Annotated in this window: 16 protein-coding genes; 1 reads left to right on the forward strand and 15 read right to left on the reverse strand. The window is 59.7% G+C overall.

Going from position 1 to position 15,860, the window contains the following annotated elements; genetic code table 11:
- Positions 1-54: 54 nt before the first annotated feature.
- The 15 genes from rnhB to rpsB all read right to left on the reverse strand — a co-directional run bounded on the left by rnhB (position 55) and on the right by rpsB (position 14,668).
- Positions 55-693, reverse strand: coding sequence for a ribonuclease HII (rnhB, locus tag J3P82_RS20545; RefSeq protein ID WP_434558429.1), 639 nt, complete (start codon positions 691-693; stop codon positions 55-57).
- A complete protein-coding gene (gene lpxB / locus J3P82_RS20550; protein ID WP_434558430.1) occupies positions 690-1,820 on the reverse strand; it encodes a lipid-A-disaccharide synthase in 1,131 nt (376 codons plus the stop codon). The genes rnhB and lpxB overlap by 4 nt, the downstream gene beginning before the upstream one ends.
- A 2-nt stretch (positions 1,821-1,822) precedes the next feature.
- Positions 1,823-2,599, reverse strand: a complete 777-nt coding sequence (gene lpxA / locus J3P82_RS20555) for an acyl-ACP--UDP-N-acetylglucosamine O-acyltransferase (RefSeq protein WP_434558431.1) — start codon at positions 2,597-2,599, stop codon at positions 1,823-1,825.
- Positions 2,596-3,036: a 3-hydroxyacyl-ACP dehydratase FabZ gene (gene fabZ, locus J3P82_RS20560; RefSeq protein ID WP_003184897.1), complete on the reverse strand. Its 441-nt coding sequence runs from the start codon at positions 3,034-3,036 to the stop codon at positions 2,596-2,598. The genes lpxA and fabZ overlap by 4 nt, the downstream gene beginning before the upstream one ends.
- Before the next feature lie 105 nt (positions 3,037-3,141).
- Positions 3,142-4,197 (reverse strand): UDP-3-O-(3-hydroxymyristoyl)glucosamine N-acyltransferase, encoded by a 1,056-nt coding sequence (lpxD, locus tag J3P82_RS20565; RefSeq protein ID WP_434558432.1) that lies wholly within the window; start codon positions 4,195-4,197, stop codon positions 3,142-3,144.
- A gap of 3 nt (positions 4,198-4,200) precedes the next feature.
- On the reverse strand, positions 4,201-4,704 hold the full coding sequence (locus J3P82_RS20570) for an OmpH family outer membrane protein (RefSeq protein ID WP_434558433.1): 504 nt from the start codon (positions 4,702-4,704) through the stop codon (positions 4,201-4,203).
- A 45-nt stretch (positions 4,705-4,749) separates the two neighbouring features.
- Positions 4,750-7,125: an outer membrane protein assembly factor BamA gene (bamA, locus tag J3P82_RS20575; protein ID WP_434558434.1), complete on the reverse strand. Its 2,376-nt coding sequence runs from the start codon at positions 7,123-7,125 to the stop codon at positions 4,750-4,752.
- A 74-nt stretch (positions 7,126-7,199) separates the two neighbouring features.
- Positions 7,200-8,552, reverse strand: a complete 1,353-nt coding sequence (rseP, locus tag J3P82_RS20580; protein ID WP_434558435.1) for an RIP metalloprotease RseP — start codon at positions 8,550-8,552, stop codon at positions 7,200-7,202.
- A gap of 52 nt (positions 8,553-8,604) precedes the next feature.
- Entirely contained in the window at positions 8,605-9,795 is a 1,191-nt protein-coding gene (ispC, locus tag J3P82_RS20585) for a 1-deoxy-D-xylulose-5-phosphate reductoisomerase (RefSeq protein WP_434558436.1), read from the reverse strand.
- Positions 9,792-10,598: a phosphatidate cytidylyltransferase gene (locus J3P82_RS20590; protein WP_434558437.1), complete on the reverse strand. Its 807-nt coding sequence runs from the start codon at positions 10,596-10,598 to the stop codon at positions 9,792-9,794. Before J3P82_RS20590 ends, ispC begins: the two co-directional genes overlap by 4 nt.
- The gene (gene uppS / locus J3P82_RS20595) at positions 10,598-11,353 is read right to left on the reverse strand and encodes a polyprenyl diphosphate synthase (protein ID WP_434558438.1); all 756 of its coding nucleotides are present in this window, start codon (positions 11,351-11,353) and stop codon (positions 10,598-10,600) included. Before uppS ends, J3P82_RS20590 begins: the two co-directional genes overlap by 1 nt.
- A 13-nt stretch (positions 11,354-11,366) precedes the next feature.
- Positions 11,367-11,924 carry a ribosome recycling factor gene (gene frr / locus J3P82_RS20600; protein ID WP_434558439.1) on the reverse strand — a complete coding sequence of 186 codons (558 nt, stop codon included), beginning with the start codon at positions 11,922-11,924 and terminating at the stop codon, positions 11,367-11,369.
- On the reverse strand, positions 11,924-12,664 hold the full coding sequence (gene pyrH / locus J3P82_RS20605) for a UMP kinase (protein ID WP_434558440.1): 741 nt from the start codon (positions 12,662-12,664) through the stop codon (positions 11,924-11,926). The genes frr and pyrH overlap by 1 nt, the downstream gene beginning before the upstream one ends.
- Positions 12,665-12,874: 210 nt before the next feature.
- Positions 12,875-13,738: a translation elongation factor Ts gene (tsf, locus tag J3P82_RS20610; protein ID WP_024619613.1), complete on the reverse strand. Its 864-nt coding sequence runs from the start codon at positions 13,736-13,738 to the stop codon at positions 12,875-12,877.
- 192 nt (positions 13,739-13,930) lie between these two features.
- Positions 13,931-14,668, reverse strand: coding sequence for a 30S ribosomal protein S2 (gene rpsB, locus J3P82_RS20615; RefSeq protein WP_186635005.1), 738 nt, complete (start codon positions 14,666-14,668; stop codon positions 13,931-13,933).
- Positions 14,669-15,041: 373 nt separating this feature from the next.
- Here rpsB and map point away from each other — a divergent pair, with 373 nt between their 5' ends.
- A complete protein-coding gene (gene map / locus J3P82_RS20620) occupies positions 15,042-15,824 on the forward strand; it encodes a type I methionyl aminopeptidase (RefSeq protein WP_053118843.1) in 783 nt (260 codons plus the stop codon).
- Positions 15,825-15,860: the final 36 nt, after the last annotated feature.

Consider the following 15,860-nt stretch of genomic DNA (forward strand, 5'->3'; position numbering starts at 1 on the left):
GCCTTGGGTAAAACATCAGCCAGCAACTCATGCTGTCCACCTGAGGAATGAACCTTAGATTTCGATCAAGCCGTCACGGGCTTCATAAGCCAGCCGCACCGGGGCGAAGGAGCGTCGATGGATGGGCGTTGGTCCGAGGCGCGCCAGGGCCTCCAGATGAACCGGCGTCGCATAGCCCTTGTGGCTGCCGATCCCGTAGCCCGGGTAGATCAATTCGAAAGCGGTCATTTCCCGGTCACGGCTGACTTTCGCCAGGATCGAAGCCGCCGCGATGGCGGGCACCTTGCCGTCGCCCTGAATGACCGCCTCGGCGCGCATCGACAGGTTGGGGCAGCGGTTGCCGTCGATCATCGCCAGTCTCGGGGTGATATGCAGGCCTTGTACCGCACGCTGCATTGCAAGCATGGTGGCGTGCAGGATGTTCAACTCGTCAATCTCTTCGACCTCGGCCCGGGCGATGCACCAGCTCAGCGCTTTTTCGCAGATTTCGTCGTAGAGCTTTTCACGACGGGCCTCGGTGAGTTTTTTCGAATCATCGAGGCCAATGATCGGCCGGTTCGGGTCGAGAATCACCGCAGCCGTCACCACGGCTCCGCACAACGGGCCACGACCGACCTCGTCGACACCGGCCACCAGTTCTTCGACTTCGGCGACCAGGTTGAAGTCCAGGCCCATCTGCTTCACAGGATTCATTGTTTTGCGCCAATCAAGGTCAATACCGCGTCCGCCGCCTGGTTGGAGGCATCGCGGCGCAAGGTACGGTGAATCTCATCGAAGCCTCGCGTCTGCTCTTCACCGCCATCAATCAGCGGCGAAAGCGTCTTGGCCAGCGCGTCGGCCGTTGCGTCGTCCTGAAGCAATTCAGGCACCAACAGGCGCTGGGCCAACAGGTTCGGTAACGAGACGTAAGGGCTCTTGACCATGCGCTTGAGAATCCAGAATGTCAGCGGCGCCAGGCGATAGGCGACCACCATTGGGCGCTTGAACAACAATGCCTCAAGGGTAGCAGTGCCGGACGCAATCAACACGGCATCGCAGGCCGCTAGCGCCTGATGGGATTGACCGTCGAGTAGCGTCACCGACAAATCGCGCCCGGCCAGCAGCGCTTCAAGCTGGACCCGCCGCTGAGGGCTGGCGCACGGCAAGACGAACGTGACGCCAGGACGCATCGCTTGCAGACGTTCGGCGGCATCGAAGAACAAGCCCCCCAGGCGACTCACCTCGCCACCCCGGCTGCCGGGCATCAAGGCCACCAACGGACCGTCGGGCAGGCCCAACGCTTGGCGCGCCGCCGCGCGGTCCGCCTCCAGCGGAACGGTGTCGGCCAAAGTGTGACCGACAAACCGCACGGGCACGCCCTTTTCTTCGTAGAACCTGGCTTCGAATGGCAGCAGCGTCAGCATCAGGTCGCAGCCCTCGCGAATCTTCAATACGCGTTTCTGCCGCCACGCCCAGACCGAAGGGCTGACGTAATGAACCGTCTTGATGCCGGCCTGGCGCAGCTTGAGTTCGATATTGAGGGTGAAATCCGGAGCGTCGATGCCGATGAACACGTCCGGTTTTTCGTCGATCAGGGTCTGGATCAGCTTCTTGCGCCGGGCCAGCAACTCGCGCAGGCGACCGAGCACCTCCACCAGCCCCATCACCGACAGGCGTTCCATCGGGAAATAGGAGGTCAGGCCCTCGGCCTGCATCAACGGCCCGCCGACCCCGATGAACTCCACCGCGGGATGCTGCGCCTTGAGCGCGCGCATCAGGCCGGCGCCCAGGATGTCACCGGAAGCCTCTCCCGCCACCAGTGCAACGCGCACGTTAACCATGGTCAGCGAGTGATGCCGCGGGTCGAAGACTGGATGGAATCGCGGAAGATCGCGACTTCCGGGTGCTGCCGCGAAGCCTCGGCCAGCTCGGCGAGCGCCTGCTCGACGGTCAGGCCCTGGCGATACACCACCTTGTAGGCCCGACGCAGCGCGGAAATTGCCTCTTCGCTGAAACCACGACGGCGCATGCCTTCGAAGTTCATGCTGCGGGCTTCGGCCGGGTTGCCGAACACGGTGACGTAGGCTGGAACGTCCTTGCCGATGGCGGTGCCCATGCCGGAAAAACTGTGGGCGCCGATATGGCAATACTGATGGACCAGGGTAAACCCGGACAGGATCGCCCAATCGTCCACATGCACGTGGCCGGCCAGCGCGGTGTTGTTGACCAGAATGCAATGGTTGCCGATAACGCTGTCATGACCGATGTGGGCATACGCCATGATCAGGTTGTGGTCGCCCAGGGTCGTTTCGGAACGGTCTTGAACGGTGCCACGGTGAATCGTCACGCCTTCGCGGATCACGTTGTGATCGCCGATGACCAGACGCGTTTCTTCACCTTTGTACTTGAGATCGGGCGTGTCCTCGCCTATCGACGAAAACTGGTAGATGCGATTGTGCCGGCCAATCCGGGTCGGTCCCTTGAGAATTACGTGGGGGCCGATCACCGTGCCCTCGCCGATTTCCACACCTGCGCCGATGATCGACCAAGGGCCAACCTCGACATCGGCGGCCAGAACGGCCGTCGGATCGATGATTGCGCGAGGGTCAATCAAATTCATAGCTTGCGTTCCGCGCAGATGATTTCAGCGGAGCAGACCGGCTTGCCGTCGACCGAAGCCTGGCACTCGAATTTCCAGATCTGGCGCTTGCAGCTGATGAATTTGGCCTCGAGGATCAACTGATCGCCCGGGGTGACAGGCTGGCGGAAGCGCAGCTTGTCGGAGCCGACAAAATAATAAAGCGTGCCATCGGCAGGCTTTACGTCGAGCATTTTGAAACCAAGGATCCCGGCAGCCTGAGCCATCGCCTCGATGATCAGAACGCCCGGCATGATTGGATGCGCGGGGAAGTGACCATTGAAGAATGGTTCGTTGATGCTGACATTCTTGTAGGCGCGAATGCGCTTGCCTTCAACATCCAGGTCCACGACCCGATCCACCAGCAGGAACGGGTAACGGTGAGGCAGGTATTCGCGAATCTCGTTGATGTCCATCATTTCGGGGGGAAGCCTATGTAAAGATTGGGAGCGCACGAGTGACGCGCACTCCGCTAGCAAATCAAGATGCCCTAACGGCTGTGCACACTTGATATGGAAATGGTATCAGCCATCTGATGAAGCATTGCCGCCAGGGGTCACGTCCCCTACACGCTTTTCCATCTGTTTCAGGCGCCGGGCGATGTCGTCGAGCTGGCGGATACGCGCCGCGCTCTTTCGCCATTCAGCCGCCGGCTGCATCGCCGTACCGGAAGAATAGGCACCCGGCTCGGTAATCGAGTGGGTAACCATGGTCATGCCGGTCAGGAAAACGTTGTCGCAGATATCGATATGTCCCACCAGCCCTACGCCACCGGCCAGCATGCAATGCTTGCCGATCTTGGTGCTGCCGGAGATGCCCACGCAGGCAGCCATGGCGGTGTGATCACCGACCTGGACGTTGTGGGCGATCTGGATCTGGTTGTCGAGCTTTACGCCATTGCCTATTACGGTATCGGCCAGTGCACCACGGTCGATCGCGGTGTTGACGCCGATTTCCACGTCATCGCCAACGGTGACACCGCCGACCTGGGCGATTTTCTGCCAGATGCCTTTCTCATTGGCGAAACCGAACCCTTCACCGCCCAGCACTGCGCCGGACTGAATCACCACCCGTTTGCCGATGCGCACATCGTGGTACAGGGTAACGCGTGGCGCCAACCAGCCGCCTTCGCCAATCTCGCTACGCGCGCCAATGACGCAATGGGCGCCCAGCGTGACGCCGGCACCGATTCGGGCCGCGCTTTCGATGACGACAAAGGGACCGATACTGGCCGTGGGGTCAACCACCGCATCCGCCGCGATCACCGCACTGGGATGAACGCCAGCAGCCGACTTCGGCTTGGGATCGAACAAATGGGAAATGCGCGCATACGCCAGGTATGGATCGGGCACTATCAGCGCATCGCCGGCAAACCCTTCGGCATCGCCAGCCTTGAGCAACAGCGCGGCAGCCCGGCTGTCAGCCAGGTACTTGCGGTATTGAGGGTTTGCCAGGAAGCTCAACTGAGCTGGGCCAGCCTCTTGCAAAGTGGCTAGCCCAGTAATTGCCTTCTCCGGGTCGCCACGCAGGGTGGCGCCGAGGAACTCGGCCAATTGGCCGAGCTTGATAGTCGCTGTCATGGATTACTTCAGCTGGTTCATGCGCTCGATAACCTGGCGCGTGATGTCGTATTGAGGTTTGACATCGATTACTGCACCACGCTCGAACACCAGGTCAAAACCACCTTTCTTGATGACTTCTTCCACGGCGCTGTCGAGTTTCGGCTTGAGCTGCTTGAGCATTTCACGGTCGGCAACAGCTTTGGCTTCGTTCAGCTCCTTGGACTGGAACTGAAAGTCTCGGGCCTTCTGCTTGAATTCGAGTTCCAGACGCTCGCGTTCACCCTGGGCCATCTTGTCGCCGCCGGCAACAAGACGATCCTGGATACCCTTGGCGCTGCTTTCCAGGCCCTTGAGCTTGGTCAGTTGCGGGCCGAACTTCTTCTCGGCGTCCACGGCGTATTTTTTGGCCGCGTTGGATTCCAGCAGGGCCATCTGATAGTTCAGAACGGCGATTTTCATGTCGGCAAAAGCCGGACCTGCGACCAGTACGGTCGCCAGGAGAACCAATTGAGTCAACTTACGCACGATGTACTCCTACAAAATCCATTGTCGTTATCTTGGGTCAGACGCTTAGAACGTCTGGCCGAGGGAGAATTGGAACACTTGGGTTTCAGCGTCATCCGGTTTCTTGATCGGCATCGCCAACGCGAAGCTCAATGGGCCCAGCGCGGTGACCCAGGTCACGCCGACACCGACGGAGCTGGCGAGGTTACTCAGGCTGATGTCGTTGCACTTGGTGTTGGATCGGGTGCCGTTGGCGTTGGTGGTGTCATCGCAACTGGAGTCGAATACGTTACCCACATCCCAGAATACCGAGGTACGCAGGGAACGCTGATCCTTGACGAACGGCATCGGGAACAGGAGTTCGGCGCCGCCCTGGATGAGCACGTTGCCACCGAACGGCAGCGGATCCTGATCCGGGTCGGCAATGGTGCCTGGGTTGGTGCCTCGGCTCGGCGTACTGCGCGGGCCCAGGGTACTGTCCTTGAAGCCACGTACCGAGTTGAAACCACCAGCATAGTAGTTCTCGTAGAACGGCAGGCCATCAGTCGAGCCGTAACCATCGCCATAGCCCAGCTCGGTGTGCAGGCGCATGGTGTAGTTATCGCTCAACGGCTGGAACAGCTGGCCACGATAATCGATCTTGAAGAACGACAGGTCGCTGCCAGGTGTAGTCGTTTCCAGGACCAGGCTCTGGGAACGGCCGCGGGTCGCCAGTACGCCTTTGTTCAGGGTCGATTCGGACCAGCCGACAGAGGCCTTGAAGTTCAGGTACTTGTCGCCTTCCTTCTCGACAAAATCGAAGATCTCGTCAACGGTATAGCGGCCAGTGCTGATCTCATCCTGCTGGGCAGTGAGACCGAATGTAAGCCGCGAAGTCTCGCTGATTGGATAACCCACGTTGACGCCGGCACCCAAGCTGTCTACCGCATAGCTGGATACATCGGAATCGAGTTCGTCATAGTCGGTGGTGCGATAAAAGGCGTTGTAGCCCAGGCTCACACCGTCTGCGGTCCAGTAGGGGTCCACGAAACCGAAGTTGTAACGGGTCTGGTATTCGCTGCGGGTCAGGCCGACGCTGACCCTGTTACCGGTACCCAGGAAGTTGTTCTGGGTAATCGAACCACCCAGGATCAGGCCCGCGCTCTGGGCGAAACCGACGCTGGCGGTGATCGAGCCGGAAGCTTGCTCTTCAACGCTGTAATTCACATCGACCTGGTCATCGACGCCCGGTACAGCCGGAGTCTCGACGTTGACTTCCTTGAAGAAGCCCAGGCGCTCCAGGCGGGTCTTGGACTGGTCGATCAGGTAGGTCGACGCCCAGCCACCTTCCATCTGGCGCATTTCACGGCGCAGCACTTCGTCCTCGGACTTGGTGTTGCCACGGAAGTTGATGCGGTTGACGTAGGCGCGCTTGCCCGGGTCCACGGCGAAGGTGATGTCGACGGTATGGTCTTCATCGTGCGGCTGCGGCACGCCGTTGACGTTGGCGAAGGTGTAGCCCTCGTTACCCAGGCGACGGGTGATCAGTTCAGACGTGGTGGTCATCAGCTTGCGCGAGAAAACCTGGCCCTTCTGCACCAGCAACAGCGACTTGACCTGGTCTTCAGGAACCTTCAGGTCACCACTGAGCTTGACGTCACGAACGGTGTATTTCTCGCCTTCGTTGACGTTGACGGTGATGTAGACGTGCTTCTTGTCCGGAGTAATGGACACCTGGGTCGAGGCGATGTCCATATTGATGTAGCCACGGTCCAGGTAGTAGGAACGCAGGCGCTCCAGGTCACCGGAAAGTTTTTCACGGGCGTACTTGTCGTCGTTCTTGAAGAACGACAACCAGTTGGTGGTCTTGAGTTCGAACAGGTCGATCAGGTCTTCATCGGGGAAGACGGTGTTGCCCACCACGTTGATGTGCTGGATGGCCGCAACGGTGCCTTCGTTGATGTTCACCTTCAGGCCGACGCGGTTGCGCGGTTGCGGCACGACCTCGGTGTCGACGGTAGCCGAGTAGCGGCCTTGGGCAACGTACTGGCGTTGCAGCTCGTTGCGCACGCCTTCGAGGGTGGCGCGCTGGAAGATCTCGCCTTCGGCCAGGCCGGATTGCTTGAGGCCTTTCATCAGGTCTTCAGTGGAGATCGCCTTGTTGCCTTCGATCTCGATACTGGCGACCGACGGGCGCTCGACGACCGTGATGACCAGAACATTGCCGTCACGGCCCAGCTGGATATCTTGAAAGAAGCCGGTCTTGAACAGAGCGCGAGTGGATTCCACCAGGCGCCGATCATCCGCTTGCTCGCCGACGTTGAGCGGCAAGGCACCAAAGACGCTACCCGCGGAAACCCGCTGTAGGCCGTTGACGCGAATATCAGAGATAGTGAAGGACTCGGCGTGAACTTCGGCGATCATCAATACGGTGAGAACCGCAGTTAGCAGCAGACGTTTCATGAAGTCCTTTCTTATTCCAACTGGCAATAAACAAACTGCCGCAAAATGCGGCAGATTCGCAATTCAGCGAAGCGTTACAGACGACCCAGATCGTTGACCAAGGCAAGCAACATCACCCCGACCACCAAGCTGATACCGATCTGTATCCCCCAACCCTGCACCCGATCCGACAAGGGACGACCACGCGCCCACTCGATCAGATAAAACAGCAGATGCCCCCCATCCAGTACCGGAATGGGCAGCAAATTCAGAACCCCCAGGCTAATGCTCAGATAAGCAAGGAAATTCAGGAAATCAGCGACGCCCGACTGGGCAGAAGCGCCCGCCACTTTAGCAATGGTTATCGGTCCACTCAAGTTTTTTACCGAGAGCTCGCCGAACAACATTTTCTTGAGCGAGTCGAGGGTCAGGACACTCATGGTCCAAGTACGCCGCGCACCCTCTCCAATGGCCGCGACAGGACCGAAGCTGACCTCGCGGATCATTTCCGCTGGCCATTCGACAGCCTTGATGCCAGCGCCCAGATAACCGGTCGGCGCCTTGCTTTCGCCACGGGCAGCCAGGTTCACCGGGACGTCGATTGAAGCACCGTCGCGCTCTACACGCAGCACAATCTTGGTATCAGGACGTACACGAACCGAGTCGACTACCTGCTGCCAGTCACTGACCGACTGGCCATCGAAAGCCAGCAAGCGGTCACCGGCCTTCAAGCCAGCGGCCTGAGCCGGGCCTTTGGGATCAAGTTCAGCCACCACTGGCGGCAACGCCGGACGCCATGGGCGAATCCCCAAGGAGCGGATCGGGTCCGGCTCGTCCGCACCCTTGAGCCAATTATCGAGCATCAGCTCCCGGGGCAAATCCGCCGTCGATCCCTGCTCACGTACCAGCAGTTGCAACGAACCGCTTTCACCCAGGCGACGTACCAATTGCAGGTTGACGGCAGCCCAGCCCGAGGTCGGCTCACCGTCTATGGCAACGATTTCCTGCCCAGCGCTCAATCCGGCGCGAGCCGCCACGCTGCCCGCCTCGACCGCACCGATAACCGGCCGCACCTGCTCGCTGCCCAACATCGCCAGCGCCCAGAAAAACACCATGGCCAGCAGGAAGTTGGCGATAGGTCCGGCCGCAACGATAGCGATACGCTGACGGACGGTCTTGCGATTGAAGGACTGGTCGAGTTGATCGGCGGGCACTTCACCCTCACGCTCATCGAGCATCTTGACGTAGCCGCCCAGTGGGATGGCCGCCACGACAAATTCGGTCCCCTGCTTGTCATGCCAGCGCAGCAACGGCATGCCGAAGCCGACGGAAAAACGCAGGACCTTGACGCCACAGCGACGCGCGACCCAGAAATGGCCGAATTCGTGAAAAGTGACCAGCACCCCCAGCGCAACCAGGGTGCCGACAATCATATAGAGCGCGCTCATCTGTTTTCTCCACAATCCTGTCCAGGACAACCCTGGCTAACGTACCGCTGCCTCAACGTCCGTGACGCCCCAACCACTGCCCCGCCAGCTCTCGAGCCCTGGCATCCACGGTGAAGACTGCGTCGAGGTCATCGAGTGAAACCACGGCCTGAAGATTCAAGACCTCTTCGATGATACTCGCGATCTCGAGGTAACGGACACGCCCGTCGAGAAACGCCGCGACCGCTACTTCGTTGGCGGCATTAAGCATGGCCGGTGCACTGTCGCCCGCCTCGGCTGCCTGTCGCGCCAGGCGCAGGCAGGGGAAGCGCTGCTCATCGGGCGCCTGGAAATCGAGGCGCGCAATGGCGAACAGGTCCAACGGCGCCACGCCCGAATCAATCCGCTCCGGCCAGGCCAGGGCATTGGCGATCGGGGTGCGCATGTCCGGGTTGCCCAACTGGGCCAGAACGGACCCATCGACGTAATCCACGAGCGAGTGAATCACGCTTTGCGGGTGAATCACCACTTCGACTTGGGACGGCCGGGCATCGAACAGCCAGCAGGCCTCGATCAGCTCCAGCCCCTTGTTCATCATGCTGGCCGAATCCACGGAAATCTTGCGACCCATGGACCAGTTCGGGTGGGCACAGGCCTGCTCGGGCGTAACATGCACCAATTCTTCCAGCGGCGTCTGCCGGAATGGACCGCCGGAGGCTGTCAGAAGAATCCTCCGTACACCCACCACGCCCAGGCCGCGAGAGAAATCCCGCGGCATGCATTGAAAAATCGCATTGTGTTCGCTGTCGATGGGCAGCAGCACCGAGCCACTTTTGCGCACCGCCTGCATGAACAGTGCGCCGGACATCACCAGCGCTTCCTTGTTGGCCAACAGGATCTTCTTGCCCGCTTCCACCGCAGCCAGCGTCGGACGCAAGCCCGCAGCGCCGACAATTGCCGCCATCACAGCATCGACCTCGGGATCGGAGGCTACCTGGCACAAGCCCTCCTCCCCCACCAGGACACGCGTCTGCAAACCGGCTGCGCGCAAGTCGTCCTGCAGCGCCTGCGCCACAGCCGCCTCGGGCACCACGGCAAACCGCGGCGCGTGGCGTACGCACAGCGCCAGCAATTCACTCAGGCGCGTGAAACCGCTGAGGGCAAACACCTGGTAGCGCTCTGGATGCCGGCCAATGACATCCAGAGTACTGAGACCGATCGAACCGGTGGCCCCGAGGACGGTAATCTGCTGGGGACGACTCACGATGCCGCCATCCACAACAGCACTGCAAAGATCGGGATCGCGGCGGTCAGGCTGTCGATACGATCCAGCACGCCACCGTGGCCCGGCAGCAGGTTACTGCTGTCCTTGATCCCGGATTGGCGCTTGAACATGCTTTCCGTCAGGTCACCGACCACCGATACAAATACAATGAGCGCGGCGCCAATCAGGCCCATCAGCAGCTGCGCGACTGTCCAGTCGCGCACGAAGCCAACCACGGCGGTGATCACCAGGCTCAAGGCGAGCCCACCATAGACGCCTTCCCAGCTCTTGCCGGGACTGACCCTTGGCGCCAGCTTGCGCTTGCCGAAGGCACGACCGGAGAAATAAGCGCCGACGTCAGCGCCCCAGACCAGCACCATCACTGCCATGATTTGCCAGTTTCCCAGCGGCCCCTGCTTGATCCAGATCAGCCCCTGCCAGGCCGGCAGCAGGATCAGGAGACCAATCATCAGCTTGGTCGCGGCATTGGACCAGTGATGAGTGGTGCGCGGATAGGTCAACACCAGGAAGGTCGCCGTCGCCCACCACAGCACCGCCGCCCCCAGCACCCACGGCGCGATGCCAGGCACCAGGTACATGACGAACAACATGGCGGCGACCGCCACCGCATAGGTCACGCGCGCCGACTGCGCGGCAAAACCTGCCAGCCGCGCCCATTCCCACGCACCCAGCGTCACGACCAGCCCGATGAACAGGGCAAAGCCCGCCCCTTCGAGCAGGAAAAAACCACCCAAGGCGATGGGCAACAGGATCAGGGCGGTGATGATTCGTTGTTTTAGCATTAAACCCGGGCTCCAGCTTCGATCTGCTCGCTCGTTTTACCGAAACGACGCTGACGGGAAGCGAAATCGGCCAGTGCGGTGCGCATGGCTTCGTGTTTGAAGTCCGGCCAGAACAGGTCGGAGAAGTACAGCTCGGCGTAGGCCAGCTGCCAGAGCAGGAAATTGCTGATGCGATGTTCGCCGCCGGTACGGATGCACAGGTCCGGCAACGGCAAGTCGCCGGTCGCCAAGCAGGTTTGCAACAGCTCGGGCGTGATGTCCTCGGGCCGCAGGTGGCCGGCCTGGACTTCCCGCGCCAGGCGCTGGGCCGCCTGGGCGATGTCCCACTGGCCGCCATAATTGGCAGCGATTTGCAGCACAAACCGATCGGCGCCAGCCGTGGCGGCCTCAGCCTCACGCATTGCGGCTTGCAGTTCAGGATGGAAACGCGAGCGATCACCAATGATCCGCAGGCAGATCCTGTTCTCGTCCAACCGCTTGGCTTCGCGCCGCAGGGCCTTGAGGAACAGATCCATCAAGGCACTGACTTCATCGGCGGGACGCTGCCAGTTTTCGCTGGAAAAGGCGAACAGAGTGAGCACCTCGACCCCAGCCTCGGCGCACACCTCGATGACAGCACGAACCGCATCGACCCCTGCCTTGTGCCCGGCAACGCCAGGCATAAAGCGTTTCTTGGCCCAGCGGTTATTGCCGTCCATGATGATCGCCACATGGCGCGGCACCGCGAACGGCACGGCCTGCTTGGTCTTATCCATGAAAACGAGACCCTTATACGGCCATCAGGTCTTTTTCTTTCTCGTCCGTGGCCTTGGTGATTTGGGCCTCGGATTCTTTGGTCAGCTTATCGATATCAGCGACGGCACGACGCTCTTCGTCTTCACTGATTTCCTTATCCTTGACCAGCTTCTTCAGCTCACCCAACGCGTCACGACGGATATTACGCACGGCAACACGCGCGTCTTCCGCTGCGCTACGAGCCTGTTTGGTGAAGCCTTTGCGCGTTTCCTCGGTGAGGGCCGGCATCGGGATCAGCAGCAGCTCACCCAGGTTAGTTGGGTTGAGATTCAGACCGGCGCTCTGGATCGCCTTGTCTACAGCAGCGAGCATGTTGCGCTCGAAAGCCACGACCTGCAGGGTGCGCGAATCTTTCACGGTGACGTTGGCGACGCCGCTCAGCGGTGTGTCAGTGCCGTAGTAAGGCACCATGACGCTACCGAGGATGCTCGGGTGAGCCTTGCCGGTACGAATCTGACCGAATGCGTGGTTCAGAGACTCCAAGGACTTCTTCATGCGCTCTTCAGCGTCTTTCTTGATTTCGTTGATCATTACTTGCCTTCCTCGATCAGAGTTCCTTCGGCGCCACCGTGCACGATGTTGAGCAGGGCACCGGGTTTATTCATGTTAAAGACGCGCAGCGGCATCTTGTGGTCGCGGCACAGGCAGATAGCGGTCAGGTCCATTACACCCAGTTTGCGATCCAGCACTTCATCGTAGGTCAGATGATCGAACTTCTCGGCATGCGGGTCTTTGAACGGGTCAGCGGTATACACGCCATCCACCTTGGTAGCCTTGAGCACGACATCGGCGTCGATCTCGATCGCTCGCAGGCACGCGGCCGAATCCGTGGTGAAGAACGGATTGCCGGTACCGGCGGCAAAAATCACCACTTCCTTGGCGCTGAGGTGGCGCATGGCCTTGCGGCGATCGTAGTGATCGGTCACGCCGACCATGGAAATGGCCGACATCACGATGGCGGAGATATTGGCACGCTCCAGCGCGTCGCGCATAGCCAGGGCGTTCATCACAGTGGCCAGCATGCCCATGTGGTCGCCCGTGACCCGATCCATGCCCGCCGCGCTCAGCGCCGCGCCACGGAACAGGTTGCCGCCGCCGATGACCAGGCCGACCTGAACGCCGATCCCGACCAGTTGGCCAACTTCCAGCGCCATGCGATCCAGCACCTTCGGATCGATCCCGAACTCTTCCGAGCCCATCAGGGCCTCGCCGCTAAGCTTGAGTAGAATGCGTTTATAGCGAGCCTGATAACCACTGCCCTGCTGAGCCATTGCGAATCTCTCCTGCGGCGTATTTTCGAAAATTCTTTGAGGCTGTTTGCAGCCTGCCTTCACTCTAGCTTGGCGCTGAAACCGCGCCATCGGAACACGGCTTTGTAAGCCAGTTCCGGCGGGAAACCAATATAAATCGGCATCCCCATCCGAAAAGAGGCTGCGCGCGTGAGCGGGCAGCCTCTTCTGGGCGACAGTCGTGAAACCGTCTTATTGCTTGCTGGCAGCCAGCTGAGCAGCCACTTCTTCAGCGAAGTTGTCTACTGGCTTCTCGATGCCTTCACCCACCTTGAAGTAAGTGAAGGAAACGATTTCAGCGCCGCCCTTCTTGGCCAGTTCACCGACCTTGATTTCAGGGTTCTTGACGAACGCCTGCTCAACCAGGCTGGCTTCAGCCAGGAACTTGGTGATACGACCGGCAACCATTTTCTCAACGATTTCGGCTGGCTTGCCCTTGATCTTGTCTTCGTTGAGCTGCATGAACACGGCTTTCTCGCGTTCGATGGCATCAGCGGAAACTTCCGACGGCAGCAGGAACTCAGGATTGCTGGCAGCGACGTGCATGGCGATGTCCTTGGCCAGCTCGACGTTGCCGCCTTTGAGGGCCACGACTACGCCGATCTTGTTGCCGTGCAGGTAAGAACCGACAACATCGCCTTCAACGCGAACCAAGCGACGAATGTTGACGTTCTCGCCCACTTTGGCAACCAGGGCTTCACGAGCCGATTCCTGAGCGGCGATCAGCGGAGCTGCGTCGGTCAGTTTGTCGGCAAATGCTTTTTCGACGCTGGCGGCAACGAATGCCTTGAAGTCGTCTTGCAGGGCCAGGAAATCGGTCTGCGAGTTGACTTCAATGATAACGGCAGCTTTACCGTCGTCCTTGATGCCGATCGCGCCTTCAGCGGCAATGTTGCCGGCTTTTTTGGCAGCCTTGATGGCGCCCGAGGCACGCATGTCATCAATGGCTTTCTCGATGTCGCCGCCAGCCTTGGTCAAGGCTTTCTTGCAGTCCATCATGCCTTCGCCGGTACGCTCGCGCAGTTCTTTGACCAACGCTGCAGTAATCTCTGCCATTTCAAAATCCTCTTGGATAGGTTTTCAACCATTCCACCCGACCGAACGGGCGATCAATTCTTCCTGAAACACCCTTTGTTAGCCGCTGCACGTTACAGATGCTGTAGCTGCGCTGCCCACAAATGGTTTTCGAGGTGGCAAAAAGGGGGCCAAGCCCCCTTTTTGCTTACTGAGTCAACGCCAGGGCGTCAGTTACTCAGCGGCTGCTGCCGGAGCTTCTTCAGCGAAGACTTCGGTGCCGCCATTTACATTGTTGCGACCACGGATGACAGCGTCAGCCATCGCACCCATGTACAGCTGGATGGCGCGAATGGCGTCATCGTTGCCTGGAATGATGTAGTCAACGCCTTCCGGGCTGCTGTTGGTATCGACAACGCCGATGACCGGGATACCCAGCTTGTTGGCTTCGGTGATCGCGATGCGCTCGTGGTCAACGTCGATCACGAACAGTGCGTCAGGCAGACCGCCCATGTCCTTGATACCGCCCAGGGAGCGGTCCAGCTTCTCAAGATCGCGAGTACGCATCAGCGCTTCTTTCTTGGTCAGCTTGGCGAAAGTACCGTCTTCGGACTGGACTTCAAGGTCACGCAGACGCTTGATGGAAGCGCGAATAGTCTTGAAGTTGGTCAGCATGCCGCCCAACCAGCGGTGATCGACGTACGGCGAACCGCAACGTGCTGCTTCTTCAGCAACGATCTTGCCAGCGGAACGCTTGGTGCCGACGAACAGAATCTTGTTTTTACCCTGGGCCAGGCGCTCTACGAAGGTCAGTGCCTCGTTGAACATCGGCAGGGTTTTTTCAAGGTTGATGATGTGGATCTTGTTGCGCGCGCCGAAAATGTACTTACCCATTTTCGGGTTCCAGTAACGGGTCTGGTGACCGAAGTGCACACCGGCCTTCAGCATATCGCGCATGTTGACTTGGGACATGATAGTTCCTTGATAAGTCGGGTTTGGCCTCCACGTATCCCAATGACCAACCAGCGGCTGAATAAGCCGAAGGCACCCAGGCCATCGTGTCGACACGTGTGTGGATTTAAGCTCACGGGGTCATCCCCGGAAAGCGGCGCATTTTATACCACAGCATGGATGAAAACGAAACCCGGATTCTGAAAACCCGGCGAAGCGCCGTTATGCAGCCCATTCATTGGTTGTGGCAACAGCCCCTTTAGAGAGAAGCGATGCACGCGAGCGCGGATTTGCGCCGAGCGTCTGTTAGAATCGCCTCTTTCAGGGCCGCACCGACCATCATCCGCCGCCCATTTCGTTTTGAACAGCGCCGTCGGGCGCAGAGAGAGCCTGTATGACCGTTACCCTCAAGACTCCCGAGGACATCGCAAAAATGCGTGTCGCCGGCAAACTCGCCGCCGAAGTGCTGGAAATGATCGCCGATTACGTCAAGCCGGGCGTGACCACCGAAGAGCTGGACCGCATCTGCCACGACTATATCGTCAATGAGCAGAAAGCCATCCCCGCGCCGCTCAACTATAAAGGCTTCCCCAAGTCGATCTGCACCTCGATCAACCACGTGGTCTGCCACGGCATTCCCAACGAAAAACCGTTGAAGGATGGCGACACCCTGAACATCGACGTCACCGTCATCAAGGATGGCTACCACGGCGATACCAGCCGCATGTTCCATGTCGGCAACGTCCCGGAGTGGGCCCAGCGTCTGTCGAAGGTCACCCAGGAATGCATGTACATGGCCATTGAACTGGTGAAACCGGGTTGCCGCCTTGGCGACATCGGCGAAGTGATCCAGAAGCACGCGCAGAAGAACGGTTTCTCGGTGGTGCGCGAATTCTGCGGCCACGGCATTGGCAAGGTGTTCCACGAAGAGCCGCAGATCCTGCACTACGGCCGGGCCGGCACCGGCATGGAACTGCAGGCGGGCATGACCTTCACCATCGAGCCGATGATCAACCAGGGTCGCGCCGACACCAAGGTACTGGGCGACGGCTGGACTGCCATCACCAAGGACCGCAAGCTGTCGGCCCAGTGGGAGCACACGTTGCTGGTGACCGAGACCGGCTACGAGATCTTTACCCTGCGCAGCGATGACACCATTGCTCGCGTTTCCGCCTGATCCGCGCCCAGCCTATAGCTATAGATAGATAGAAAG

The organism is Pseudomonas sp. Z4-20 (assembly GCF_051131955.1).
Lineage (GTDB): Bacteria > Pseudomonadota > Gammaproteobacteria > Pseudomonadales > Pseudomonadaceae > Aquipseudomonas > Aquipseudomonas marvdashtae.